The organism is Paenibacillus sp. FSL R5-0527 (assembly GCF_038008055.1).
Classification (GTDB): Bacteria; Bacillota; Bacilli; order Paenibacillales; family Paenibacillaceae; genus Fontibacillus; species Fontibacillus macerans.
In genome coordinates this window covers 4,942,419-4,966,424 of sequence record NZ_JBBOYI010000001.1, presented here as the reverse complement: position 1 = coordinate 4,966,424, position 24,006 = coordinate 4,942,419, and the positions used below count along the sequence as shown (strand labels likewise).

Below are 24,006 nucleotides of genomic sequence, written 5' to 3'. Positions count from 1 at the left end.
TAGTCTGAAAGGCCATAGGCCGAAATAAAGTGAAGTCCATAGGCCACACTATTTTCTCAGGAGGGACGTATCGTGAGCGAGAAAAATTTAACGCCAAGACAAATCGTCGCAGAGCTGGACAAATATATCGTAGGCCAAAAACAAGCGAAAAAATCCGTGGCCGTAGCCTTGCGGAACCGCTACCGGCGAAGCCTGCTCCACGAAGAGGTACAGGATGAAATCGTGCCGAAGAACATTTTGATGATCGGTCCGACAGGGGTTGGTAAAACGGAAATCGCCCGCCGTCTCGCCAAGCTGGTAGGAGCGCCTTTTGTGAAAGTGGAGGCTACCAAATTTACCGAGGTCGGTTATGTCGGCAGGGATGTTGAATCCATGGTCCGGGATCTCGTTGAAACGGCCATCCGCACCGTAAAGCTGGAGCGTACCGAAAAGGTCAAAGACAAGGCGGAAGAGCTTGCCAACGAACGGCTCGTCCATATACTGGTTCCTTCCGAAAACAAGGCCAAGAGCGGGCGAAATCCGTTCGAAATGCTGTTTGGCGGCGGAAACCAGGGCAGCGTTCCGAGCCAGGAGCAGAACGAGGAGGACACCAGCCTGACCGAACGCCGCCGCCAGGTCCGCTTCAAGCTGCTTGCCGGCCAACTGGAAAACGATATTGTCGAAGTCGAGGTGGAGGACAATACGCCTACGATGATGGACATGTTTGCCGGACAAGGCAATGACCAGCTCGGGATCAACATGCAGGAAATGTTCGGAAACCTTTTGCCGAAACGCACAAAAAAAAGAAAATTGACCGTAAAAGAAGCGCGCAAAGTGCTGACGCAGGAAGAAGCCTCCAAGCTGATCGACCATGATGATCTTATTCAAGAGGCGATCACGAGAGCGGAGCAAAGCGGGATCATTTTTATCGATGAAATCGATAAAGTGGCCAGCCGGGGGCAAGGCTCCGGACCGGACGTTTCCCGCGAAGGCGTGCAGCGCGATATTTTGCCGATCGTTGAAGGTTCGACGGTTATGACGAAATACGGCCCGATCAAAACCGACTATATTTTGTTTATCGCTGCGGGGGCTTTCCATATCGCCAAACCGTCGGATTTGATTCCCGAATTGCAGGGGCGGTTTCCGATCCGCGTAGAGCTTAGCAGTTTGTCGCTGGACGATTTTGTTTCGATTTTGACGGAGCCGCAAAACGCGCTCACCAAACAGTACATTGAACTGCTGCGCACCGAGAACCTGGAGATCGAGTTTTCCGACGAAGCCATTCGGGAAATTGCCAGAATCGCCGCGTCCGTAAATGCCAACACCGAAAATATCGGGGCAAGAAGACTGCACACTATTCTGGAAAAATTGCTGGAGGACTTATCCTTTGAGGCCCCGGAGCTAACGTTGGAAAAAATGGTGATCACTCCGGAATACGTAAGGGAAAAATTAGGAGAAATTGCCCAGGATCGTGATTTGAGCCAGTTTATTTTGTAAGCATTTCGACGATTTTTTGTGCAAATCGGCTTTTTTACCCAGGACCTGACACTTTTTTCACAAATTCTTCAAGAAAGGCCGCCTGCCTATGAAAATAGGGGCGGTTTTTTTGTTATTCCGACAAAATTGATAAATTTTGGTTTGATTGAAAATTGTCGAATCTTGGGTGTTTTATAGAAAAAACTTCAATTAATGAAAATGATAACTAATTAGGTCCTAAAGATAGGGCTTTTTTCTTATTGTAATAATGTCGAATCTCCATGAAACTTAGGATATATGACATCATGGAAAATTTTCTGTAACTAGGACATAAGAAAGACAGCGAGAAAGACAATAATTAGCAAAAATTTGTCGAAAAAAAGAGGATTTATTAGTTGTTTGTTGAATTATGAAAATTAACTACTCAATAAGACTTAAAGGGGGGGAAATAAGGTGCAATTGTTGAATGGGTTGGGATTTAACAGACTGGAGACCGCATTGCAGGCCGCCAATCTTCGGCAGGGGGTTATTGCCAATAATATCGCAAATGAAGACACCCCCTACTATAAGCGTTCAAGCGTTTCTTTTGAAAGCATGCTGCAGGCCGAATTGAACGGCGGCATGCCCGCCTTGCAGGGCAAAAGAACCGATTCCAGGCATTTCGTTATAGGGCCGTCGACGGGCATTCCGGAACCGAAAGTCCTAACGGATGAGAGCACGATCATGAACAACAACCAGAACAACGTGGACATCGACAGCGAGATGGCCCAACTCGCCGAAAATCAGCTTCGGTACAATTCTTACATCGAACAGCTGAGTTACATGATCAAAATGAAACGCACGGCTATAGAAGGGAGATAACCTAAATGACGATCAGCAACAGTTTCAGTATTAGTTCTTCCGCACTAACTGCGCAGCGTCTCCGGATGGACGTCATTTCCTCGAACATCGCCAACGCCGAGACGACAAGAGCCAGAATCGAGAACGGCCAAGCGGTTCCTTACCGCAGAAAAACCGTCGTTATGGCTCCCAAGGAAGCTGACTTTGGCAGTGCGTTGAGTTCCGCTCTGGAGGGCGGCTTCAATGGCCAAGGGGTTAAAATTACGAAGATTCAGGAAGACCCCGCTCCTTTTAAGCCGGTGTACAATCCGACGCATCCCGATGCGGACAGCGAAGGGTACGTGTACATGCCGAACGTGGACATTTTGAAAGAAATGGTGGACATGATTTCGGCAACCCGGTCCTATGAGGCCAACGTAACGGTGCTGAACGCCAGTAAGGCAATGATCACCAAAGCGCTGCAAATCGGCAAATAAACATAAGGCAAGCTAGAAATCAAGCAGTTAGGAGTGTTGACCTTTGATTGAAAGAATGAGCTTTGACGCCGTCAAATCGCTAGTGGGGCCGCAGCTGCCAAGCAAGCCGCAGGTGCCGACTCCCGCCGAATCCATTAAAAGTTTCAGTTCTTATTTGAGCGACGCGTTGGACGGAGTGGCTGCGCAAGAAGCGAACGCGCAGACAGTCAACGATCAATTTATGCTAGGAAATGCAAGCGCCGACCAGATGATGATCGCCTCAGAGCAAGCTTTGTTAAGTTTGCAATTGACGACACAAGTACGCAACAAAGTGATAGAAGCTTATCAAGAAATTATGCGTACGCAAATTTAACGATTTTAGATGCTTCGGATGAGGTGACATTGTGAATGAGAGAATCGCTCAGTACCGGGACCGATTAACCGGGTACTGGAACCAATTCAGCAAAAAACAGAAGACATTATTGATAGCTACCATCGCATTCGTACTGCTCGCCGTGATCCTGATGACGATCCAATTCTCCAAAACGGAGTATGAAGTAGCTTTTACGGACCTGGATTCGACCGATGCTGCCGGAATTATCAAATATTTGGAATCCGGGGGCATCCCTTACAAGTTGAATCCGGACGGAACGGCGATTTCGGTTCCGAGCAAAAACGCGTCCCGCGTCAAGGTGGACGTTGGGTCGCAAGGAATCGTTAAAAGCGGCTCTATCGGGCTGGAAGCTTTTAACGAGAGCACTTCACTGATCGGCATGACGGATAATGAATTCAACGTTAAGTACAAAAACGCTTTGAACGGCGAAGTTGAACAACTGCTGAAACAGATGCAGGGTGTCAAGGACGCCAAGGTATTGATCAATCTTCCCACGGAAAACGTGTTTGCCAGTCCGGACGAACAGCAAAAAGCGACGGCTTCCGTCGTCCTTACCTTCAATCCCGGATATCGCGCAAACCAGGAAGCTATCGACGGATACTTCAATCTGGTGAAGACGTCGGTGCCGAATTTGCCGGTTGAAAACATCTCCATGTCATCCAGCGACGATACCGTACTATTGCCCAGCGGCCAAGGCGGGACCAGCGGTACTCTATCGGCGGCGGTTCAGGAAAACATGGCCTTGCAGAAAAAATTCGAAAGCGATGTTCGCCAGAGTGTGAAACAGTTCCTTTCCAGATTGACGGGGCCGGACAAAATTGAGGTGTTGGTCGCATCCAAACTCAATTTTGACCAAGTGACGCAAAAAGACAATCTGGTGACGCCGGTCGATACCGACAACATGAAAGGGATCGAAATCAGCGCGCAAAAGGTGCAAAAGAGCTACACGGGCAATGCAAGTCCGGACAGCGGAGTCCCGGGAACCGGCCAGCAGGATGTCGTCAACTATCCTTCGGCTCAGGCTAACGGCGGCTCATCTTCGGAGGAATCGTCCTCGACGATCAATTACGAAGTGAACCGGATTACGAAGGATATCGTAGCCAGCCCTTATGTCATTAAAGATTTAACCATCAACGTTGCCGTTGAACCACCGGATGGACAGCAAACCTTGGACGATACGACCCGTTTGGCCATCGAAAATATTTTGACTAACATCGTCGGTTCCTATCTTGCCGATTCCGGTACTACATATACAGACGCAGAACTGCAGCGAAAAGTTTCAGTCGTCTCGCAACCATTTCATAATGAAGCGCAGCAAAATACAGGTCTGAGCCTCTCAAACCCGGTAGTATGGGGCGTAGGCGCGGCTGCACTGCTGGCACTGGCAGGCATAGGATTCGTCTTGTTCCGCCGCCGCCGCAACCAACAACTGGCAGAAGAGGAAGAAGATATTTCGATGCCTCTTACTCCGGAATTTCCGTCCATTAATTTGGATTCGGTCACGAATGAGAACCAAGTGCGCAAACAACTGGAGACGCTGGCCAAGAAGAAGCCGGAGGAATTCGTTAACTTGCTTCGCACATGGCTAGCTGACGATTAGAGGTGAACGCATTGTCAAAAACAACGAGCACAGTGTTAACCGGGAGACAGAAAGCGGCTATATTGTTGATCACGCTCGGGCCTGAGGTATCGGCGGAAATTTTCAAGCATTTGCGCGATGATGAAATCGAGCAATTGACGCTGGAAATCGCCAATGTCCGCAAAGTGGACAGCGCGGAAAAAGAGATGATCATGGCCGAGTTTCACCAGATTTGTCTGGCCCAAGAGTATATTACGCAGGGCGGGATCACTTACGCCAAAGAGATTTTGGAGAAGGCGCTTGGACAGTCCAAGGCGCTGGATATTATCAATCGGCTGACGGCGACCTTGCAGGTGAGACCTTTTGATTTTGCTCGCAAGGCCGATCCGAACCAAATTTTGAACTTTATTCAGAACGAGAATGCCCAGACGATTGCCCTTGTTTTGTCTTATCTGCAATTTGAACAGGCGGCGGCGATCCTCTCCTCTTTGCCGCAGGAGAAGCAGGCGGAGGTTGCCAGAAGAATTGCCGTGATGGACAGCACGTCTCCGGAAGTGATTTCTCAAGTGGAACGGGTGTTGGAACAAAAGCTTTCCGCTACCGTAACCCAGGACTACACCAGCGCGGGCGGCATCGAGTCGATCGTGCAGATTTTGAACGGGGTCGACCGGGGGACGGAAAGGACGATTCTCGATTCGCTGGAAATTCAAGATCCGGAGCTGGCCGAGGAAATCAAAAAGCGGATGTTTGTTTTCGAAGATATCGTCAACATCGACAACCGCTCGATCCAACGGATTATTCGCGATATCGAAAACGCCGATCTGCAGCTTGCCCTCAAAGTGGCCAGCGAAGAAGTCCGGGAAGCCGTTTTCCGCAACATGTCGAAACGGATGTCCGAGACGTTCAAGGAAGAAATGGAATACATGGGACCTGTGCGGCTGCGTGATGTCGAAGAAGCGCAGACCCGCATCGTAGCTACGATCCGCAGATTGGAAGAAGCTGGTGAGATCATCATCGCCCGCGGCGGAGGAGATGACATCATTGTCTAATGTGATTAAGGTGTCGCAGTACGTTCCGGTGGATGTGTTGAAACAGCTCAATTTGGCGAAGCCGCTTGGGGCTCCGGAGGAGCACCATGATATAGCGGCGTCCCCTGTGGTTGAAGAAGACGTTCCGTCGCCGGAGGATATCGCCGCGGAACAGACACGCAAGCAAATGCTTGAAGATGCCAAGGAGTTTGCCGAACGCCAGGTAAGGGAAGCGTCGGAACAAGCCGAGCAGCTGCTTGCCGAAGCCCGCAAGCAGATTGAAGCTTGGTGGCAAGAGCGCCGGGAGCAGGATGAGCATTTGATTGAGGCGGTTAAATCGGAAGGCTTCAGCCAAGGGTTTGAGGAAGGGAAAATTCAGGCGGAGTTGGCGACGAAGGCCAAGGTCGACGAAATGATGCGGGAAGCGGGAGCCGTGCTGCAGCAGGCTTACGTTGAGAAAGAACGGATTATTCAGGAGGCTGAACCGTTTCTCGTGGAGCTTAGCTGTGCGATTGCCGAAAAAGTTATCGATAAGCAGCTGAACGTCGATCCGGATTATACGCTGGAGCTGATCAAGAAGAGCCTGGCGCGCAAACGGGAGCAAGGCGTTATTACATTGTGCGTTTCGCCCGCTCACTTTGCTTTCGTGCAGGCGGCAAGGGAGGAGCTTGGCCTGGCGATCGATTCGCAAGCGGAGCTGCAAATTTTGCCGGACCCTACCGTAAAAGACCGGGGCTGCGTGATTCGTTCCGCTTTCGGCAGCGTGGATGCCCGTATCGATACGCAGCTGGCCGAAATCAAAAAAGAGCTGGTGCGCATCGCGATGCAGGCGGAAGAGCGGGGGCAGACGAACGATGAGCATGAACGCTGAGCGTTATATCGATCATCTTAGGCAGCTTGATCCGGTCCGGATTAACGGAAAGGTGACTCAGGTCATAGGTCTTATGGTGGAATCCGAAGGTCCCGATGCCAGCATCGGCGACGTGTGCTACATCTATCCGACGAAAGCGTCGCAGCCGCTGCAGGCCGAAGTCGTCGGCTTTCGGGACAACAAAGTGCTGCTGATGCCGCTGGGAGAACTCCAGTCCATCGGTCCCGGATGCGATGTGGTCGGAACCGGAAAACCGCTCACCGTGCAAGTGGGGTCCGAGCTTTTGGGCAAAGTGCTGGATGGTTTGGGCCAGCCGCTCGACGGTTCGCTTCTGCCTTCGCGGATGGGCCACTACTCGACCTTCAACAAGCCGATGAACCCGCTGAATCGTCCGCGTGTAGCCGAACCGATCAGCATCGGGGTCCGAGCGATCGACGGATTGCTGACGATTGGCAAAGGGCAGCGGGTAGGTATTTTCGCCGGCTCCGGGGTAGGTAAGAGCACCTTGATGGGAATGATTGCCCGCAATACGGCGGCCGATGTCAACGTTATCGCTTTGGTCGGGGAACGCGGCCGGGAGGTGCTGGATTTCATTGAACGGGATCTTGGCCCTGAAGGCCTGGAACGATCCGTCGTTATTGTGGCCACCTCGGACCAGCCCGCTTTGATTCGGATGAAAGGCGCGCTCATCGCTACGACGATTGCCGAATATTTTCGCGATCGCGGTTTGAACGTCATGCTGATGATGGATTCGGTGACGCGCTACGCGATGGCGCTCCGCGAAGTGGGGCTTGCCGTCGGAGAGCCGCCGGCGATGAGAGGGTACACGCCTTCGGTATTCGCCGCGCTGCCCAAGCTGATGGAAAGGGCGGGTACCGGGCCGGCCGGATCGATAACCGCTTTCTATACCGTGCTGGTTGACGGTGACGACATGAATGAGCCGATCGCCGACGCGGTGAGGGGGATTTTGGACGGACATATTGTGCTGAACCGGGGCATAGCGAACAAGGGACATTTCCCGGCCATCGACATTTTGGCGAGCATAAGCCGGGTTATGAAAGATATTGTGCCCGAGGAGCAAAACGAGGCGGCCGAAAATTACAAAAGGCTGCTGGCGGTATACAAAGATTCCGAGGATCTGATCAACATCGGCGCTTACCAGCGGGGGTCCAATGCCGATATCGACGAAGCTATCGAATACATACAGGGCATTTGGGCTTTCTCGAAACAGAAAGTAAGCGAAAAGGTAACGCTCGCCGAAGCGCAAGAACGCTTAATTTCCGAATTTGCAAGGAGATGACCCTTAAAGGATGAAATTCCGTTACGTCTATCAGAAAGTTTTGGATTTGAAATCAAACGAGAAGACGCAAGCTGAATGGATGTTGTCCGCCGCCGTCAGGGAACTGCAGTCGGAACAGCGTTCCTTGGAGCAATTGTTCGAGGAACAGGCCAGAACCGCTTCGGCCATTCAAGACGAGATGGAAAACAGCGCTTCAATGCTGAAGCTCCAGGAACTTCAACGGTACATGGAATATATCGAGCAATCCATCGCCCGGAAGCTGGGGGATGTCAAACGCGCCGAATTGAACGTTGAGCAAAAGAAGTCGATTTTAAACGGAAAGATGCTCGACGAAAAAGTTTGGTTGAAAGCGAAAGAAAAAGCGAAAGAAAAATTTCAGCACGAAATGCTTCTTCGGGAACAAAACGAGCTGGATGAGATGGCCACCGTCCGGTTTGCCATGAGGGCCCGTTAAATTTTGTGCGGGCGAAAATTATGGGTTTTTCGAAGGAGGAAAGAAAATGGCTAAGACGGAGCTGAAGCTGGAGGAAGAACTGGAGGAATCGGGCGGCGGGTTCTCGCGTTTTCTGTTTTTCATGACGCCGATCTTGTTTACGGTTGTTCTTTTTGCGGTGCTATTGTATCTGTTTAACACGAACTTTCGGAATACGCTGCTGGATATCGGGAACAAAGTGCCGTTTATTAACAACTTCGTGCCCGATCCCGAGCTGACCGATGAAGAGAAGGCCGCTGTGCCGGCGGATGAGAAGAAGCAGCAAGAAAGCACGGACGCTACGGTTAAGGAATTGAAGGAACAGGTCGCCCGTCAACAGGCACAGTTGCAGGCGGCGAACCAGCAAGCTGCGGAGCAGCAGGACAAGGTGAAGCAGCTTGAGCAAGAGCTGGCCGCGGCAGAGCAGAAATCCGCCGAGGAACAGCAGGCCGCCGAAACCGAGGCTTATCAAAAGGAAGTAAAAAAGCTGGCTCAGTTGTATGCGGAAATGAGCCCCAGTAAAGCGGCGGCCATTTTCGGCAATTTAACGACGGATGAAACGCTGCAGATGCTTAACGCGATGAGCAATGAGAGCAAAGTGGCGATTCTCGAAAAAATGGATCCGCAAAAAGCGGCGGCCATTTCGATCAAGCTCAAGGACGTAAAGACCTCGGATGATTTGGCGATCGCCGCGCTGCAGTCGCGGCTGAAGAAGGACGCGGCTACGGGAGCCACGGGTTCGGCCAAAGGACTGGACGATGCCCAGCTTAGCCAGACGTTCGCTTCCATGTCGGCCGACGCCGCTTCCCAGTTGATTTTGCAAACTTACAAAGTCAGCCCGGACAAAGGCTTGAAAATTTTAAAGGCCGTCGATGACAACACCCGGTCAAAAATTTTGGAAAGCATGACGAAAACCGACGAAAAAACTTCGGTGAAAATTTTGAATCAGCTGTTAGCTAAATGATGTCAAAACAACATCGGGCAACCGCCCATGAAAGGAGGTGAAAATAAATGGGTCAATCGGTATCGATAAATTCGGGAACGGCGGCCGGCGCGCTGGTTTACACCGTCGGCGGAAATGGCGTCGGTGCGGCGGCCGGCCAAGGAAACGGGCAGTCTTTTGATCAAAAGCTGGTTTCAATGCTGCTTGGAAATGCGGGGCTGGGAACAGGGCAAGCCAATGCCCAACTGCTTACTTTGGCAGGTCTGCAAAGCGGCGGCAGCACGCAAGAAGAAAATGCGAACGACAGCCTTCTGTCGATGATCGAAGGGTTGCTGCAGCAGCTTCCGAAGCTGGACGATGCGCTTGAGGACAACCCGTCGCTGCTCGAAGCGCTCCAGGGTTGGCTGCAAAGCTTTCAGAGCTTGATCATGCCCCAGGCGGAGAAATCCGGGGCGGATGGCAACGCGGAAATCCTGGCTTTGGCGCAGCAACCGGAAACGGTGCGCTTTGCCGTACAGGATGCGCTGGTTCAACTGCTGACCGCCCAAGCTGATGCGCAGCAAGTTGCAGGCGCGTCGAACGTGACGGCACCTCCCCAAATCCAAGTATTGCTGGATTCGCTGCAAAACGTGCTGGACAGTGTTCCGGATTCCTCCGAACCGGCGCAAACCGGTGGCAAAACCGCCGAGCTTCCAAGTGTACATAACTTGGTTTCGGGGAACAAACCTGCGGAAGCAAACAGCCAAGGGAATATGGGTCAACATGGAAATGACGGCTCCCTGAAGGGCGAAAACCCGCAGGCCGCTGCGGTAAGCCAACCTAAAGCGGAGTCGGGGAAATCCCAATTTTCCGTTGCCGCCGGAGTCGCTGAAGCTGCCGGAGAGATCAGCGTGGTTGAGACTGAACCAACGGACAATGCGGATGCGGATAGTCCGCTGCAACCGGGCAGTGTCGTTACGGCCGGACAGCTTGCGCTGCGGGATGCCGGTGTTGCTGCCGTTAAGCATACGCCACGCCCGGTGCCTGTGGAGAATTTCGCTAAGGAAATGAGCGGCTTTCTCGTAAACAAACTGGAGATCGTTAAGCTGCAAGGCGTGTCCGAAGCTAAAATTTCGCTTTACCCTGAACATTTAGGCCAGGTTGATGTGAGGATTACGATGCAGGGCGGCCAATTAACGGCGCATTTTATGACCGAGCACGCATTTGCCAAGGAATCGTTGGAACAGCAGATGTCGCAGCTTCGTTCGGCGCTGCAATCCCAGGGCCTGCAGGTGAACAAGCTGGAAGTGACGCAAAATACGGCGTTGTCTTCGCATATGTACCATGACGGACAGCAATCCGGCAGCGGGGCGGGACAGCAGCAGCAAAGCGAAAGACGCCGTACGCTGGTCGAGGAAGATGCTTTGGCAACCCGTGATTTGAATGAAGAGTGGAACGCGTGGATTGCCGAGGTAAGGGAGAAGGAACAAGGTTTTGGAAGCTCCTTTAGCGCCAGAGCATAGAAGAAAGGAGGCAGCTTTGTGGCTGATGCATATACGGGCAATATTTCGTGGCCGGGTTATTCGCAAACCAATACGAAAAAGTCCAGTACGAAGACTAGCGAGCTAGGCAAGGACGATTTTCTGAAATTGATGATCACCCAGCTGCAATATCAGGATCCGTTATCTCCAATGGACAACGCCCAATTTGTCGCACAAACGGCGCAGTTCACTTCGTTGGAGCAGCTTGTGAACATATCGGACCAGCTCGCCGCCATGAAAGAGTCTTTGGGGAATGAATCCGGCTTGATCGGTAAGGAAGTCACCTGGGTCGTAGAGACGAAAACCGGCAATTATGATGTAAAAACGGGAAAAGGCGAAGTTATCGTCGAGACCGATAGCGGGATCGTCGACTCCATCATCGTTCGGGACGGAATTCATTATGTGAAAGTCGGGGACAAGGAAATCAAAATTTCCGATGTACAACAGGTTGGGAATCCTGCTACAGAGCCGGATGAAACAAATGAGCCTGGGCAAGGAACTGATGGATCATGAGTGATCCGGTAAAAATCGGGCATCTTTATCCGGGACGAATCCCGCCAAGCTCATTATCTCCAGGGAAAGGCGCACAAGCGGGCGCTCCGGGAGAGACGTCCTTCAAGGACATGCTCGCGGACCAGTTGATTCATTTCAGCAATCACGCCGTAAAACGTTTGGAGCAGCGGGGAATCGAGATCAAACCGGAGCAGCTTCATCAGATTAAATCGGCGATCGACAGCGCGGCCGCAAAAGGCGCCAAGGATTCGCTGATCTTAATGAAGGATATGGCGCTGATCGTAAACATCAGCAATCGTACGGTTGTGACGGCCATGGACGGCAACAGCATGAAGGATAATGTTTTTACGCAGATCGACAGCGCCGTCGTTATTTCTTGATTGGCTGGACCGGGTACGGAAAGCCAAATAGCCGCGGATCGACTGATGCGGCTGCAAAGCGAACGATTTTATGACTGGGAGGAATGGGAACAGATGTTAAGATCAATGTATTCGGGCGTATCCGGGATGCGCGGATTTCAAACCAAGCTGGACGTTATCGGCAACAATATCGCCAATGTCAACACCGTAGGGTTTAAGTCCGGCCGCGTGATGTTCAAAGACATCATGAGCCAGACGGTATCCGGAGTTACGGCGCCGGTTGAAGATGCAAACGGCGGTATCAATGCCAAGCAAATCGGCCTTGGCTCGCAGATCGGCTCTATCGATACGCTGCATACCAGCGGCAGTGCGATGACGACCAACAATCCGCTTGATGTGCGTATAAACGGAGATGGTTTTTTCATGGTTACAATGGGCGACGATGGCCCCGTTTTTCTAACAAGGGCTGGGGATTTCCATATTGACGCACTGGGCCAGTTGGTTACTTCCGATGGTTTTCTGGTCTGCGGTACTGGCGGAGAAGCGCTCGGTGTTGTTGCTGGGGACGGTGTGGTGTCCATTTCCATTTCTGCGGATGGTACGATCTTACAGAAAAATGCTGATGGATCGACCGGTACTGCCGGCCCAATTGGCCTCGCAATGATGTCGAATCCCGAAGGGCTGGAAAAAGTCGGCGGCAATCTTTACCGTGTGACAGGAAATGCGATTGAAGACGGAGATCTTGAAGAGGCCTATGCGACCCCGAACAATAACGGCGCTGGAGCTCTAGTTCCGGGCCAACTCGAAATGTCCAACGTAGACCTGACCGGTGAATTTACGGAAATGATCGTCGCACAGCGCGGTTTCCAAGCGAATTCGCGCATTATCACGACTTCCGACGAAGTGCTGCAGGAAGTCGTCAACCTGAAACGTTAGTAAACGTCAGCGGGGGAGCGTAAGCTATGTGCCTCCCCCGCATCCCTAACTTTCCCGTTACCGCGTAGGAGGGGTACCATGATTTCAGTAACACGCCTAAACGGTTCGCAGATGTGGCTTAACGCCATCATGATCGAAACCGTCGAAGAAACGCCGGATACATATGTCACTCTCGTAACGGGCAAGCGGATTATCGTGCTGGAGAAGGCGGCCGATGTGATCGCAAAGATCGAGGAGTATTACCGGGATATCGGCATCCACGCAGCGACTATTAAAGTGCAACAAACGGAGGAATGGTCATGAAAAAAATGTTGCCCTGGCTAATTACGATTTTGCTTGCGATTACGTTGATTGTGATTGCCGCCGGCTTTTTGATGAACTTAATGAACAAACCGGATTCAGGCAACGCAGCGAAGGCAAATGTCGAAACAGTGGCAGAGCCCCAAATGATGTCGGCCGACGAAATCGTAAAAGTGACTTCGACGATCGATGACGTCAAGACGAATTTATCCGACCCGAACTACGTCGTCGTCATGAATTTTGCCTTCCAGTTGGATAAGGAAACGTCCAAGGCGGCGTTCGACAAGATCAAGGATTACAAAATCAAGCCGATTATCATCAAAACGCTTGCGGATACGAAGCCGGAGGATCTGACAGGGGCGCAGGGCAAGGACAATTTGAGCTCCAAGCTGCTGAACCTGATCAATAAATCGCTGCCGGAAGGGAAATTGATTCAAATCGATATTACCAATTTCATTATGCAGGCGATCTAGGCATACCCGAGCGAAACTGATTTTTCTAAGGGGGTGAGATGTTTGGTAGATGTATTGTCGCAGAACGAGATCGATGCGCTGCTCGCTGCATTGTCATCCGGTGAAATGGATGCCGAAGAACTGAAAAAGGAAGAAACGCAGAAGAAAATCCGCTCTTACGACTTTAAAAGAGCAGTGAGATTTTCCAAAGACCATATTCGCAGCTTAACCCGGATTCATGAAAATTTTGCCCGTTATCTCACCACCTACTTTTCGGCGCAGCTGCGCACCTTCGTGCAGATCAACGTGGTTCAGGTAGAACAGCTTCCTTACGACGAGTTTATTCGCTCCATTCCGAAAATGACGATTCTGAACATTTTCGAAGCGGAGCCGCTGGAAGGAAGAATGGTGCTTGAGGTCCACCCCAACGTTGCTTTTGCCATGCTGGACAGACTCCTTGGGGGGATCGGGACGGCGCCTTCGAAAATCAGCTCCTTGACCGAAATCGAAACGATCATCATGGAGCGGATTTTCAGCCGGGCCTTCGAAAGCTTGCAGGAAGCCTGGAAAACCGTCGTGGATATCAATCCGCGGATGGAGGGGCTGGAAACGAACCCGCAGTTCATGCAAATCGTTTCGCCTAACGAAACGATCGCGCTCATTTCGCTGAGTACCAAAATCGGAGACACCTCCGGGATGATCAACCTTTGTATCCCGCATGTGGTCATTGAACCGATCATGCCGAAGCTTTCGGTTCACCACTGGTTCGTCTCCCAGAAAAAGTCGCGTGTCCCCGAAGAGGTCGATGCGCTCCGCCACCGGGTCAATAAGGCGATGCTGCCGATTGTAGCGGAATTGGGGGAATCGCAAATCACCGTTCGCGAATTTTTGGGCTTATCGGTCGGCGATGTGATTTCCTTGAACAAACCGGTCCAGGAAGGATTGCAGATCCGGATCGGAGACAGATTGAAGTATATCGGCAGCCCGGGAACCATCAAGGACCGAGTTGCGGTGCAAATTAACGATATTGTCAGCGAAGGAGTTGAGGAACTTGACGAGTAAAGATTATTTGTCCCAAGAGGAGATCGACGCCCTGCTCAAACAGGCCAACCAGGAAACGGCGTCCGAGCCTACGGTGGACGACGTATTGACCCCGCTTGAGCAGGACGCGCTTGGCGAAATCGGCAACATTACGTTCGGCAGTGCGGCTACCGCGCTCTCGACGCTACTCAATAAAAAGGTGGACATTACGACGCCGAAAGTTTCCGTCATTACACGGGCTCAATTCGAAGCCGAGTTTCCTAAGCCGCATGTTGCCGTTCACGTTGAATACGTTGACGGGTTTGAAGGGATGAACTCCCTGGTGATCAAGACGAGAGACGCTCAGGTTATCGCCGATCTGATGCTCGGGGGGGAAGGAAATCCGGCCGAAGAGGAATTGAATGAAATTCATATCAGCGCCGTACAGGAAGCGATGAACCAGATGATGGGTTCCTCCGCGACGTCGATGTCGACCATATTCAACCGGTTTGTCAACATCTCGCCGCCTGGGATCGATATTTTGAACATGACCGACGGGCATGGGGTGGGAAGCCTGCCGCCTGCGGATCCGCTGATTAAAATATCGTTCCGGCTGACGATCGGCGATTTGATCGATTCCACGATCATGCAGCTTTTGACCGTAAAATTCGCCAAGGAGATGGTAAACAGCCTGATCAGCGGTTCGGCAACCGACTCGGGGTCCAAGGAGAGCGCCGCGGCGGCAGCCCCGACACCGGCAGCAGCTCCGCAGCCTTCGGCACCGGCTTATCACGAATCACCGGCAGCGCCTCAGCAATCGTATCAAGCGCCGCCGATGCATCAGCCGGATCCATATCAGCAGCCCGCCGCGTACGGACAGCCAGGTGCGCATCCTTATCCGCCGCAAGGCCAGCCTTACGGGGAACCGCATCATTACGGCGGCGTTCCGGGCCGGAATGTGAATGTGCAGCCCGTGCAGTTTGCGAACCTGGGAAGTCCGTCCTTCGGGCAAGTTGATGAAAATAATTTAAACTTACTGATGGACATTCCCCTTAAAGTGACCGTAGAATTAGGAAGGACCCAAAAGCAGATCAGGGATATCCTGGAATTATCGCAAGGCTCCATCATCGAGTTGGACAAGCTTGCCGGCGAGCCCGTCGATATTCTGGTGAACAACAAATTGATCGCCAAAGGCGAAGTTGTCGTCATCGATGAGAATTTTGGCGTTCGCGTAACGGATATCGTCAGCCAGTGGGACCGCATCCAAAAATTACAATAGTAGAAGTTTAGGGAGGATTTTAAATCAATGGCAAACCGAATTCTAATCGTAGACGATGCAGCATTTATGAGAATGATGATCCGCGACATTTTGACCAAAAACGGCTTTGAAGTGGTAGGGGAAGCACAAGACGGCGCGCAAGCGATCGAAAAGTACAAGGAACTGCATCCCGATCTGATCACGATGGATATTACGATGCCGGAAATGGACGGTATCGCCGCGCTCAAAGAAATTAAAAAGCTGGATCCCAACGCCAAAGTGATCATGTGCTCCGCTATGGGGCAACAAGCGATGGTTATCGATGCGATTCAGGCCGGAGCCAAGGACTTCATTGTGAAGCCGTTCCAATCCGACCGGGTTATCGAAGCGATCAACAAAACGCTGGGACTGTAGGCCTATACGATGAATCCGAATCAGCCGGCTCCCCAGTTCGGTTCTGGGGATGCGAGTCTATGGGGGAACCTGATAACGGTCATCGTTGTCCTTGGCCTCATCCTGGTTTTAATCGTTGTATTGCTCCGCTTTATCGGCAAAAGAAATCGCATCATGTCCCAGAGCCGGTCGATCCGCACTTTGGGAGCCGTGGGTCTGGGACCGAACAAATCGCTGCAGGTGATTGAAATCGGGGGCTCCATTTACGTCGTCGGAGTCGGAGAGGACATATCCCTGGTCGATAAAATCTCCGGCCCGGCTGAAGTCGAGGCGCTGCGGCAGGCCTTGGCGGAGGAAGAGACGGAGTTTGCCGGACTTTCTTCCATTCTGTCCGGCGTAATCTCCCGCTTCAAAAAGGAACCCCCTCAGGAAGAGGAGCTGGAAGGTACGGCTTTTCATGAGGTGTTCCAATCTCAGCTGCGGAAAATGCCAAACCGGAAACGGCAAATGGAGGAATTGTTGCAGGATCCGGAAGAACAATCTACAGATCGGTCGAGGGATTCATGAAGAAAAAAGTCATACTCGTCAGCTTGCTGTTGGCTTTATGTAGCGTGCTTGCCGTCTCCGCAGCTTCCGCAGCACCGGCGGATCCGATTCCGAACATCGGCATTCAGATCGGTGGCACGGGAGGGGAATCGGGCACCAGTTCGTTGTCCATTATTCTGCTCATCACCGTGCTCAGCCTTGCACCGGCCATCCTGGTGCTGATGACGAGTTTTACGCGGATCGTCGTTGTGTTGGGTTTTGTCCGCAGTTCCCTGGGGACGCAGACGATGCCTCCCAACCAGGTGCTGATCGGGCTTGCGCTGTTCCTGACGCTGTTTGTCATGAGCCCGACGCTCTCCACGGTGAATGAGGTAGCGCTTCAGCCCTATATCAAAGGCGAGATTACCCAATCGGAGGCGCTGGAAAAAGCGGCGGTGCCGATGAAGAAGTTCATGTATACCCATACTCGAACCAAAGACCTTCAGTTGTTTATGGGTTACACGAAAATGGAAAAACCGAAAAGCTATCAGGATATCCCGCTTTCGGTCATGGTTCCGGCGTTTGCCATCAGCGAACTCAAAACGGCTTTCCAAATGGGATTTATGATTTTTATTCCATTTCTTATTATCGATATCGTCGTTTCCAGCGTGTTGATGGCGATGGGGATGATGATGCTGCCGCCTTCCATGATTTCGCTGCCGTTTAAAATACTGTTGTTTGTACTTGTAGACGGTTGGTATTTGGTCGTCAAGTCGCTGCTGGCAAGTTTCAATCCTTAGAGGCAGTTCGACTTATTTATTAGGAGAGGAAGACGGTTTATGAGTTCGGAATTTATCATCGGTTTGGCCGGACAAGCCGTTTATACCGTTTTGAAAGTCAGCGCGCCGATGCTGATATTAGGGCTGGCCGTAGGTCTTTTGGTCAGTATCTTTCAGGCTACGACGCAAATTCAGGAGCAGACGCTGGCCTTTGTTCCGAAAATCGTCGCCGTTTTGGTCGCGCTTTTGTTGTTTGGCCCCTGGATCTTAACGACTCTGGTCGATTTTACGTACGGGATCTTAAACAACCTATCTAGTTTTATCGGTTAGGCCGTATAGATTATGGATACTTTATTGCACGGATTTTCTGTCTTTTTGCTTATTTTTTGTCGAATGACAGCTTTTTTTGTAGTTTCACCGGTGTTTTCATCGCGAGCGGTACCGACAACGTTCAAAGTCGGTTTAGCGGGCATTCTCGCTTTTATGGTTTTATTTATCATCGGTCCGGGTCAACCCGTTCCCGGCGATCTGGGATACATATTGTACATCCTCCGCGAGGTGCTGGTGGGACTTTTGATGGGGTATGTCGCGTTCCTTATTTTTTCCGTCATTCAAATGGCCGGGTCCTTTATCGATCTGCAAGTCGGCTTCGGGATTGCGAACGTGCTTGACCCGATGACGGGGGCGACGGCACCGGTATTGGGGAACCTCAAGTACGTTGTGGCGACGCTGGTGTTCCTCAGCATGAACGGGCATCACTACTTGCTGGATGCGATCATTCGCAGCTATGACTGGGTTCCGTTGTCCAACGATGTGTTTCAGCGGATCTACAACGGAAATTTGGCGGATTTTTTGGCTCAAACGTTCGGACAAGCGCTGCTGCTGGCGTTCCAGATGTCGGCCCCGTTAGTCGTCGCCATATTTATCACCGACGTAGCCCTCGGCTTATTGGCTCGTACGGCTCCGCAATTCAACATTTTTGCCGTCGGGATTCCGGTGAAGATTATAGTCGGGCTGCTTGTGATGCTGTTGCTTGTGCCTAGTTTCATTTATGCTTTTCAAGCTTTGTTCGAGGTGCTGTTTGACGCGCTGCACGACCTGCTCAGCACGATCGGGCAAAGACCGACGTAGGATGGGGGATTGAAGGTGGCGTATCGCTATTCGCTTGACTTGCAGCTTTTCGCCGGCGAGAAGACGGAAAAAGCCACGCCCAAGAAGCGGCAAGATGCCCGCAAAAAAGGTCAAGTGGCCAAAAGCCAGGATCTGTCGGGAGCGCTCGTCCTATTATCGGGGTTTTTATGTCTGCTTTTTTTCGGCGGATTCATTAAGGAACGGCTGGTCGGATTATTTGTGGACGTGTTCTATAATCGGCTTACAACCGAGGTGACGAAAGAGAACGTCATGACGATGCTGGGCGATTACGCGGTGCAGATCTTACTGCTGATTGCTCCGATCTTGCTTGTCGTTATGGTCGTCGCGGTCGCCACCAACCTGGCGGAAGTCGGTTTTATGGTGACGGGCGAGCCGCTTAAGATGAAGCTTAGCAAGCTCGACCCCATCAAAGGGTTCAAACAAATTTTCTCGATGCGGTCGCTGGTTGAATTCGCAAAAACATTATTTAAGCTCACGGTGATCGGTTATATCGTATATTCGACGATTTGGGGCTTAAGGGGAAGCATTTCCGCACTGGCGCATCTTCCGGCGGAGGGGATTTTTCATTTTGCCGCGGAGATGACGACGAACCTCGGAATCAAGATCGCCGCCGCCCTGCTTGTACTTGCGGCGCTCGATTACATGTACCAGAGGTACGAGCACGAAAAAAGTCTAAAAATGTCCAAGCAGGACATCAAGGACGAGTACAAAAACCAGGAAGGCGATCCGCTGATCAAAGGGAAAATCCGCGAGCGGCAGCGTCGGATGGCGCTGCAGCGGATGATGCAGGAAGTGCCGAAAGCCGATGTCATTATTACGAACCCGACGCACTTCGCGGTGGCTTTAAAATACGACAACTCGAAAATGGATGCTCCCCAGGTCGTCGCCAAAGGCCAGGATTACGTGGCCTTGCGGATTAAAGAGATCGCCAAGGAGCACGGCGTCATCACGATGGAAAACAAGCCCCTTGCGCGGGCGCTGTTTCAAAGAACGGAAATCGGCGACACGATTCCCGCCGATCTGTTTCAGGCCGTCGCCGAAGTGCTGGCCTATGTATATAGAATAAAAGGCAAAGTGAAATAAGGAAGGGACGGATGGAACTCCCCGTGAAAAAGTATAGAGATTTATTCATTCTTGTTGGCATTATCGGCATCGTTCTGCTCATGATCGTCCCGATCCCGACGTTGCTGCTGGATATTCTGCTGATCGTAAATATTTCGTTGGCTCTAATCATTTTGCTGGTCGCGATGAATACGAAGGAAGCATTGCAATTTTCCATCTTCCCGGCAATGCTGCTGATTACGACGTTATTCCGGCTGGCGCTGAACATATCTACCACCAAGCTGATTCTGGGACAGGCCAAAGCCGGCGACGTTGTCGCCACGTTTGGCTCATGGATATCGCAGGGACAACCCGTGGTCGGCTTTGTCGTCTTCCTGATTCTGGTGGTTGTGCAGTTTATCGTCATTACCAAAGGTTCGGAGCGCGTGGCCGAAGTAGCGGCCCGCTTCACCTTGGACGCGATGCCGGGGAAACAGATGAGCATCGACGCCGATTTGAACGCCGGGCTGATCAATGAGCAGCAGGCCAGGGAGCGGCGCTCCAAAATCGAACGGGAAGCCGACTTTTACGGCGCGATGGACGGTGCGAGCAAATTCGTGAAAGGCGACGCCATCGCCAGCATCGTCATTCTCCTGATCAATTTGATCGGCGGTTTTATCATCGGGATGTCGATCCATGGCATGCCGTTTGGCGAAGCGTTGTCAACTTATTCCATACTGACGATCGGGGACGGTCTGGTCAGCCAGATTCCTGCGCTGCTGATTTCCACGGCGGCCGGTCTGATCGTGACGCGGGCTTCTTCCGAAGGCAACCTGGCCGAAGATATCACCGGGCAGTTGTTCCATTATCCGAAGCTGCTTTATATCGTTGCCGGAACGATCGCCATGCTCGGCCTGTTTACGCCGATCGGCATTTGGACCACGTTCCCGTTTGCGGGACTGATGATTTTTGCGGCCATACGGATGCAAAAAAATATGAACCGCAAGCAAATCGAGCAAGAGCAGCAAGAGGAAGAACAGCAGATCGAAGAAGTCCGCAGTCCCGAGAGCGTCATCAACCTGCTGCAGGTCGATCCGATCGAATTCGAGTTCGGCTACGGGCTTATTCCATTGGCCGATACGAGCCAAGGCGGGGATTTGCTGGACCGGATCATCATGATCCGGCGCCAGTGCGCGCTTGAAATGGGGCTCGTCGTTCCGGTTATCCGCATTCGCGACAATATTCAACTAAAACCTAACGAATATGTCATCAAAATAAAAGGAAATGTCGTAGGCGGCGGTGAATTATTACTTAATCACTATTTGGCGATGAGTCCGGGGATGGATGACGAGTCGATCACGGGTATTGAGACCCGGGAACCCGCCTTCGGACTTCCGGCCCTTTGGATCGACGAAACGATCAAAGACCGGGCCGAATTGTCCGGGTACACGGTCGTGGATCCGCCTTCCGTCGTAGCCACGCATTTGACGGAGCTGATTAAAAAGCATGCGCACGAACTGCTCGGACGGCAGGAAACAAAGGCGCTGGTCGACAACCTCAAGGAACATTACGCGGTTCTTGTCGACGAGCTGATTCCGTCGATCCTAACGATCGGGGATGTACAGAAAGTGCTGGCCAAGCTGCTCCGCGAAAAAATTTCCATCCGCGACATGGTCACGATTTTCGAGACGCTGGCAGATTACGGGACTTACACCAAGGACCCCGATGTCTTGACGGAATATGTCAGACAGGCGCTGTCGCGCCAGATTACGCAGCAGTTCACCCGGCCGGGCGAAACGATGCGGGTCATTACGGTAGGTCCGTCGCTGGAGAAAAAAATCGCCGAAAGCGTCCAGCAAACGGAACAGGGCAGCTACTTGACGATGGATCCCCAATCGACGCAAACCGTGTTCCAGAAGCTTACGGAACAGATCAACCGGCTTGTGCAGATGGGGCAGCAGCCGATCTTGCTGACCTCCCCGACCATTCGCATGTATTTGCGGCAAATCATTGAGCGCAGCATGCAAGATATCCCGGTATTGTCCTACAGCGAGCTTGAACCCAATGTTGAAATCCAAAGTGTCGGGGTGGTGAATTTATGATAGTGAAGCGCTATATCGTCGACGCAATGCCTGACGCGATGCTGAAGATCAGGAGCGAGCTTGGGGCGGATGCCGTTATTTTGAGCACCAAAGAGATGAAGGTGGGAGGCATCTTTGGATTGTTCGGAAAGAAAAAGATCGAGGTCATCGCCGCGACGGAGGGGAATGAAGCCCCCTCCCCCAAGGCCAAAACGGCTAGGCCAACCCCAGTGGCGCCTGCTCCGGTGGCAAGGGGGGCCGTTCCCGAGGCGTATCGTAAAACTTCGCAGCTCGGATCGCCGGCGGCAAGTCCGTCTTTGTCATCCGCGGCAACCGCGGGCCTCGCGGCCATCGCACTGCAAGAGCGGGAGGAACCGCCGGTCATCGGAACCCCCTTTCCAGCCGCTCCCGAGCGGACGCCGTTCTCCCCGCCGGCGGCGCCTGCCGCCGATGCCTGGCCTGCCGCGGACGTGCCGAATCACGGCGCACAGCCTGCCCGGCTGAGCCCGGCTTTGGAGCACTCAAGTCCGGCCGCCGCTTCGGCCGCGGATTCCAAGGAGGAACGGCTGCTTGAAGACATCCGGCAGATGAAGATGTGGCTCAGCCAGCTTGCCAAAAACCAGGAAGGCGGCCGCGAGCTGCCGCAGGCCCTCCTGTCGATTCAGAATCAGCTGTTCGGCCAGGAGGTGTCGGCCGATCTTTGCGATTCCTGGATCGAGGAAGTGTATCAGGAGTGGAGCGAATCCGGAAAGTCGCTCAGCGACGAGGAGCTTACCGCACAGTTCCGCGGCAAAGCCGGCGCGTTTTTGGAGGGGCGGATCGGCTCAGGGATCGAAGAGGGGACGCGCATCGTCTATATTGCGGGGCCGACGGGCGTCGGCAAAACGACGACGATCGCCAAACTGGCGGCCGATCAGATTTTCCGGGCCCGCAAAAAGGTCGGTTTCATCACGGCGGATACTTACCGGATATCGGCGGTCGAGCAGCTTCGCACCTACGCCACGATCCTGAACGTGCCGCTTGAAATCGTACAATCTCCTGGGGATGTGCAGCGGGCGATGCAGCGGCTTGAACATTGCGATTTGATTCTGATGGATACGGCCGGCCGGAACTATTTGAACGAAATTTTTGTGGCGGAGCTGCACAGTTTGCTTGCGCCTTCGGATGTCAGCGAAATGTATCTGGTGCTCAGCTTGACGTCCAAAACGCAGGACATGAAAAAAATAACCGAGCATTTCAGCAAATACGGCCTGGATAAAGTGATTTTCACCAAGTTGGACGAAACGGAAAGCGTCGGGCCGATTTATAATTTGCTGAATGCTTATCCGCTCAAGGTTTCTTACATTACCAACGGCCAGAACGTCCCGGATGATCTGCTTCAAGCGGACCGGGAGCTGCTGGTCGACATCCTTATGGGGGAACGGAAGATATGAATGATCAGGCCCAGTCACTCAGACAACTGGTTTCGTCGCGGGATGATTCTGCGGAATCGGTCCCCAGAAAAGGTTCAGCCCGGATCATTACCGTCAGCAGCGGCAAAGGCGGGGTCGGCAAATCGAATTTTACGCTCAATTTTGCCTTGGCCCTAAAGTCGTTTGGAAGCAACGTGCTGCTGTTTGACGCCGATATCGGCATGGCCAATATCGACGTATTGATGGGCGTGAGACCGAGGTACAACTTGTACCATCTGCTCAAGGGCGAAAAAAGCATCTCGGAAATTATTGAACTGGGAACTCATTCATTGCCGTTTATTGCCGGGGGATCGGGATTGGCGGATCTGTTCGCGTTATCCGATGCGGATTTGAACTACTTCACCTCGCAAATCGAATCCGTCTCGGAGGGGATGGACTACATCATTTTCGATACCGGTGCGGGCTTGTCCAAAGAAACGTTGAAATTTATCGCCGCCGCCGACGAATGCCTGGTGGTGACGACGCCCGAACCGACGTCGATCACCGATGCGTACGCTTTGATCAAAGTCGTGCACGGCTTGGACGAACATGTGCCGTTCCGGTTGGTGATCAATCGGGTTACCGGGGAACGGGAGGCCCGTCAGGTTGCCGATAAAATATCGCTGGTAACCCGCCGTTTTTTGGGGATGGACATCCCTACTCTTGGGTTTCTGAGCGACGATGCGCGCGTCGTGCAAGCGGTCAAGAAGCAGGTGCCCTTTACCATCGCTTTTCCGGGCTCTGCGGCGGCGCGCGATATTGAGCGTTTGGCTATCGCTTATATGAATGTTCCACAAATCAAGCCAAGGGATTCTATGTCAGGAATCAAGGGATTCATGCAAAAGTGGTTGAAACTAGCAAAATGATTCTGGAACAGGAGTGGAACAAT

The 24,006-nt window shown here is 52.3% G+C and carries 27 protein-coding genes; all 27 read left to right on the top strand.

From position 1 onward, the window contains the following. The first annotated feature begins 72 nt into the window (after positions 1-72). A complete protein-coding gene (gene hslU, locus NYE69_RS21930) occupies positions 73-1,476 on the top strand; it encodes an ATP-dependent protease ATPase subunit HslU (protein ID WP_270620143.1) in 1,404 nt (467 codons plus the stop codon). Between the two features lie 432 nt (positions 1,477-1,908). After that, on the top strand, positions 1,909-2,316 hold the full coding sequence (gene flgB, locus NYE69_RS21925) for a flagellar basal body rod protein FlgB (protein ID WP_270620144.1): 408 nt from the start codon (positions 1,909-1,911) through the stop codon (positions 2,314-2,316). A gap of 5 nt (positions 2,317-2,321) precedes the next feature. Continuing rightward, entirely contained in the window at positions 2,322-2,771 is a 450-nt protein-coding gene (gene flgC, locus NYE69_RS21920; RefSeq protein WP_124332719.1) for a flagellar basal body rod protein FlgC, read from the top strand. 43 nt (positions 2,772-2,814) lie between these two features. After that, positions 2,815-3,123: a flagellar hook-basal body complex protein FliE gene (gene fliE / locus NYE69_RS21915; RefSeq protein WP_373872231.1), complete on the top strand. Its 309-nt coding sequence runs from the start codon at positions 2,815-2,817 to the stop codon at positions 3,121-3,123. A 31-nt stretch (positions 3,124-3,154) separates the two neighbouring features. Then, on the top strand, positions 3,155-4,744 hold the full coding sequence (fliF, locus tag NYE69_RS21910) for a flagellar basal-body MS-ring/collar protein FliF (RefSeq protein ID WP_270620145.1): 1,590 nt from the start codon (positions 3,155-3,157) through the stop codon (positions 4,742-4,744). 11 nt (positions 4,745-4,755) lie between these two features. Continuing rightward, on the top strand, positions 4,756-5,772 hold the full coding sequence (fliG, locus tag NYE69_RS21905; protein ID WP_036622248.1) for a flagellar motor switch protein FliG: 1,017 nt from the start codon (positions 4,756-4,758) through the stop codon (positions 5,770-5,772). Beyond that, positions 5,765-6,622, top strand: coding sequence for a FliH/SctL family protein (locus tag NYE69_RS21900; protein ID WP_155621509.1), 858 nt, complete (start codon positions 5,765-5,767; stop codon positions 6,620-6,622). Before fliG ends, NYE69_RS21900 begins: the two co-directional genes overlap by 8 nt. Further along, the gene (fliI, locus tag NYE69_RS21895) at positions 6,606-7,922 is read left to right on the top strand and encodes a flagellar protein export ATPase FliI (RefSeq protein WP_155621508.1); all 1,317 of its coding nucleotides are present in this window, start codon (positions 6,606-6,608) and stop codon (positions 7,920-7,922) included. Before NYE69_RS21900 ends, fliI begins: the two co-directional genes overlap by 17 nt. 10 nt (positions 7,923-7,932) lie before the next feature. Further along, positions 7,933-8,376 carry a flagellar export protein FliJ gene (gene fliJ, locus NYE69_RS21890; protein WP_270620146.1) on the top strand — a complete coding sequence of 148 codons (444 nt, stop codon included), beginning with the start codon at positions 7,933-7,935 and terminating at the stop codon, positions 8,374-8,376. 46 nt (positions 8,377-8,422) lie between these two features. Next, the gene (locus tag NYE69_RS21885) at positions 8,423-9,358 is read left to right on the top strand and encodes a MotE family protein (protein WP_270620147.1); all 936 of its coding nucleotides are present in this window, start codon (positions 8,423-8,425) and stop codon (positions 9,356-9,358) included. 47 nt (positions 9,359-9,405) lie between these two features. Continuing rightward, positions 9,406-10,839, top strand: a complete 1,434-nt coding sequence (locus NYE69_RS21880; protein WP_328271897.1) for a flagellar hook-length control protein FliK — start codon at positions 9,406-9,408, stop codon at positions 10,837-10,839. Positions 10,840-10,857: 18 nt separating this feature from the next. Then, a complete protein-coding gene (locus NYE69_RS21875; protein WP_328271898.1) occupies positions 10,858-11,370 on the top strand; it encodes a flagellar hook capping FlgD N-terminal domain-containing protein in 513 nt (170 codons plus the stop codon). After that, positions 11,367-11,750 carry a TIGR02530 family flagellar biosynthesis protein gene (locus NYE69_RS21870; RefSeq protein WP_270620150.1) on the top strand — a complete coding sequence of 128 codons (384 nt, stop codon included), beginning with the start codon at positions 11,367-11,369 and terminating at the stop codon, positions 11,748-11,750. Before NYE69_RS21875 ends, NYE69_RS21870 begins: the two co-directional genes overlap by 4 nt. A gap of 93 nt (positions 11,751-11,843) precedes the next feature. After that, positions 11,844-12,665, top strand: coding sequence for a flagellar basal body rod protein FlgG (flgG, locus tag NYE69_RS21865; protein ID WP_270620152.1), 822 nt, complete (start codon positions 11,844-11,846; stop codon positions 12,663-12,665). A 78-nt stretch (positions 12,666-12,743) separates the two neighbouring features. Further along, positions 12,744-12,968 carry a flagellar FlbD family protein gene (locus NYE69_RS21860; RefSeq protein ID WP_036622262.1) on the top strand — a complete coding sequence of 75 codons (225 nt, stop codon included), beginning with the start codon at positions 12,744-12,746 and terminating at the stop codon, positions 12,966-12,968. Next, positions 12,965-13,438 (top strand): flagellar basal body-associated FliL family protein, encoded by a 474-nt coding sequence (locus NYE69_RS21855; RefSeq protein ID WP_155621503.1) that lies wholly within the window; start codon positions 12,965-12,967, stop codon positions 13,436-13,438. The genes NYE69_RS21860 and NYE69_RS21855 overlap by 4 nt, the downstream gene beginning before the upstream one ends. Before the next feature lie 42 nt (positions 13,439-13,480). Next, on the top strand, positions 13,481-14,479 hold the full coding sequence (fliM, locus tag NYE69_RS21850) for a flagellar motor switch protein FliM (RefSeq protein WP_036622267.1): 999 nt from the start codon (positions 13,481-13,483) through the stop codon (positions 14,477-14,479). Next, positions 14,469-15,716, top strand: a complete 1,248-nt coding sequence (gene fliY / locus NYE69_RS21845; RefSeq protein ID WP_155621502.1) for a flagellar motor switch phosphatase FliY — start codon at positions 14,469-14,471, stop codon at positions 15,714-15,716. The genes fliM and fliY overlap by 11 nt, the downstream gene beginning before the upstream one ends. 27 nt (positions 15,717-15,743) lie before the next feature. Continuing rightward, a complete protein-coding gene (locus tag NYE69_RS21840; RefSeq protein ID WP_036622271.1) occupies positions 15,744-16,109 on the top strand; it encodes a response regulator in 366 nt (121 codons plus the stop codon). Between the two features lie 9 nt (positions 16,110-16,118). Then, a complete protein-coding gene (locus NYE69_RS21835) occupies positions 16,119-16,655 on the top strand; it encodes a flagellar biosynthetic protein FliO (RefSeq protein WP_155621501.1) in 537 nt (178 codons plus the stop codon). Then, the gene (gene fliP / locus NYE69_RS21830; RefSeq protein ID WP_124332722.1) at positions 16,652-17,413 is read left to right on the top strand and encodes a flagellar type III secretion system pore protein FliP; all 762 of its coding nucleotides are present in this window, start codon (positions 16,652-16,654) and stop codon (positions 17,411-17,413) included. The genes NYE69_RS21835 and fliP overlap by 4 nt, the downstream gene beginning before the upstream one ends. A 39-nt stretch (positions 17,414-17,452) precedes the next feature. Then, entirely contained in the window at positions 17,453-17,722 is a 270-nt protein-coding gene (fliQ, locus tag NYE69_RS21825; protein ID WP_036622278.1) for a flagellar biosynthesis protein FliQ, read from the top strand. 12 nt (positions 17,723-17,734) lie between these two features. After that, positions 17,735-18,523, top strand: coding sequence for a flagellar biosynthetic protein FliR (fliR, locus tag NYE69_RS21820; RefSeq protein ID WP_155621500.1), 789 nt, complete (start codon positions 17,735-17,737; stop codon positions 18,521-18,523). 15 nt (positions 18,524-18,538) lie between these two features. After that, complete coding sequence (gene flhB / locus NYE69_RS21815) at positions 18,539-19,627, top strand: flagellar biosynthesis protein FlhB (RefSeq protein ID WP_240751828.1); 1,089 nt, start codon at positions 18,539-18,541, stop codon at positions 19,625-19,627. A 23-nt stretch (positions 19,628-19,650) separates the two neighbouring features. Next, positions 19,651-21,687 (top strand): flagellar biosynthesis protein FlhA, encoded by a 2,037-nt coding sequence (gene flhA / locus NYE69_RS21810; RefSeq protein WP_265416197.1) that lies wholly within the window; start codon positions 19,651-19,653, stop codon positions 21,685-21,687. Then, positions 21,684-23,099: a flagellar biosynthesis protein FlhF gene (flhF, locus tag NYE69_RS21805; RefSeq protein WP_340927930.1), complete on the top strand. Its 1,416-nt coding sequence runs from the start codon at positions 21,684-21,686 to the stop codon at positions 23,097-23,099. The genes flhA and flhF overlap by 4 nt, the downstream gene beginning before the upstream one ends. After that, positions 23,096-23,983: a MinD/ParA family protein gene (locus NYE69_RS21800; RefSeq protein ID WP_316561027.1), complete on the top strand. Its 888-nt coding sequence runs from the start codon at positions 23,096-23,098 to the stop codon at positions 23,981-23,983. Before flhF ends, NYE69_RS21800 begins: the two co-directional genes overlap by 4 nt. Positions 23,984-24,006: the final 23 nt, after the last annotated feature.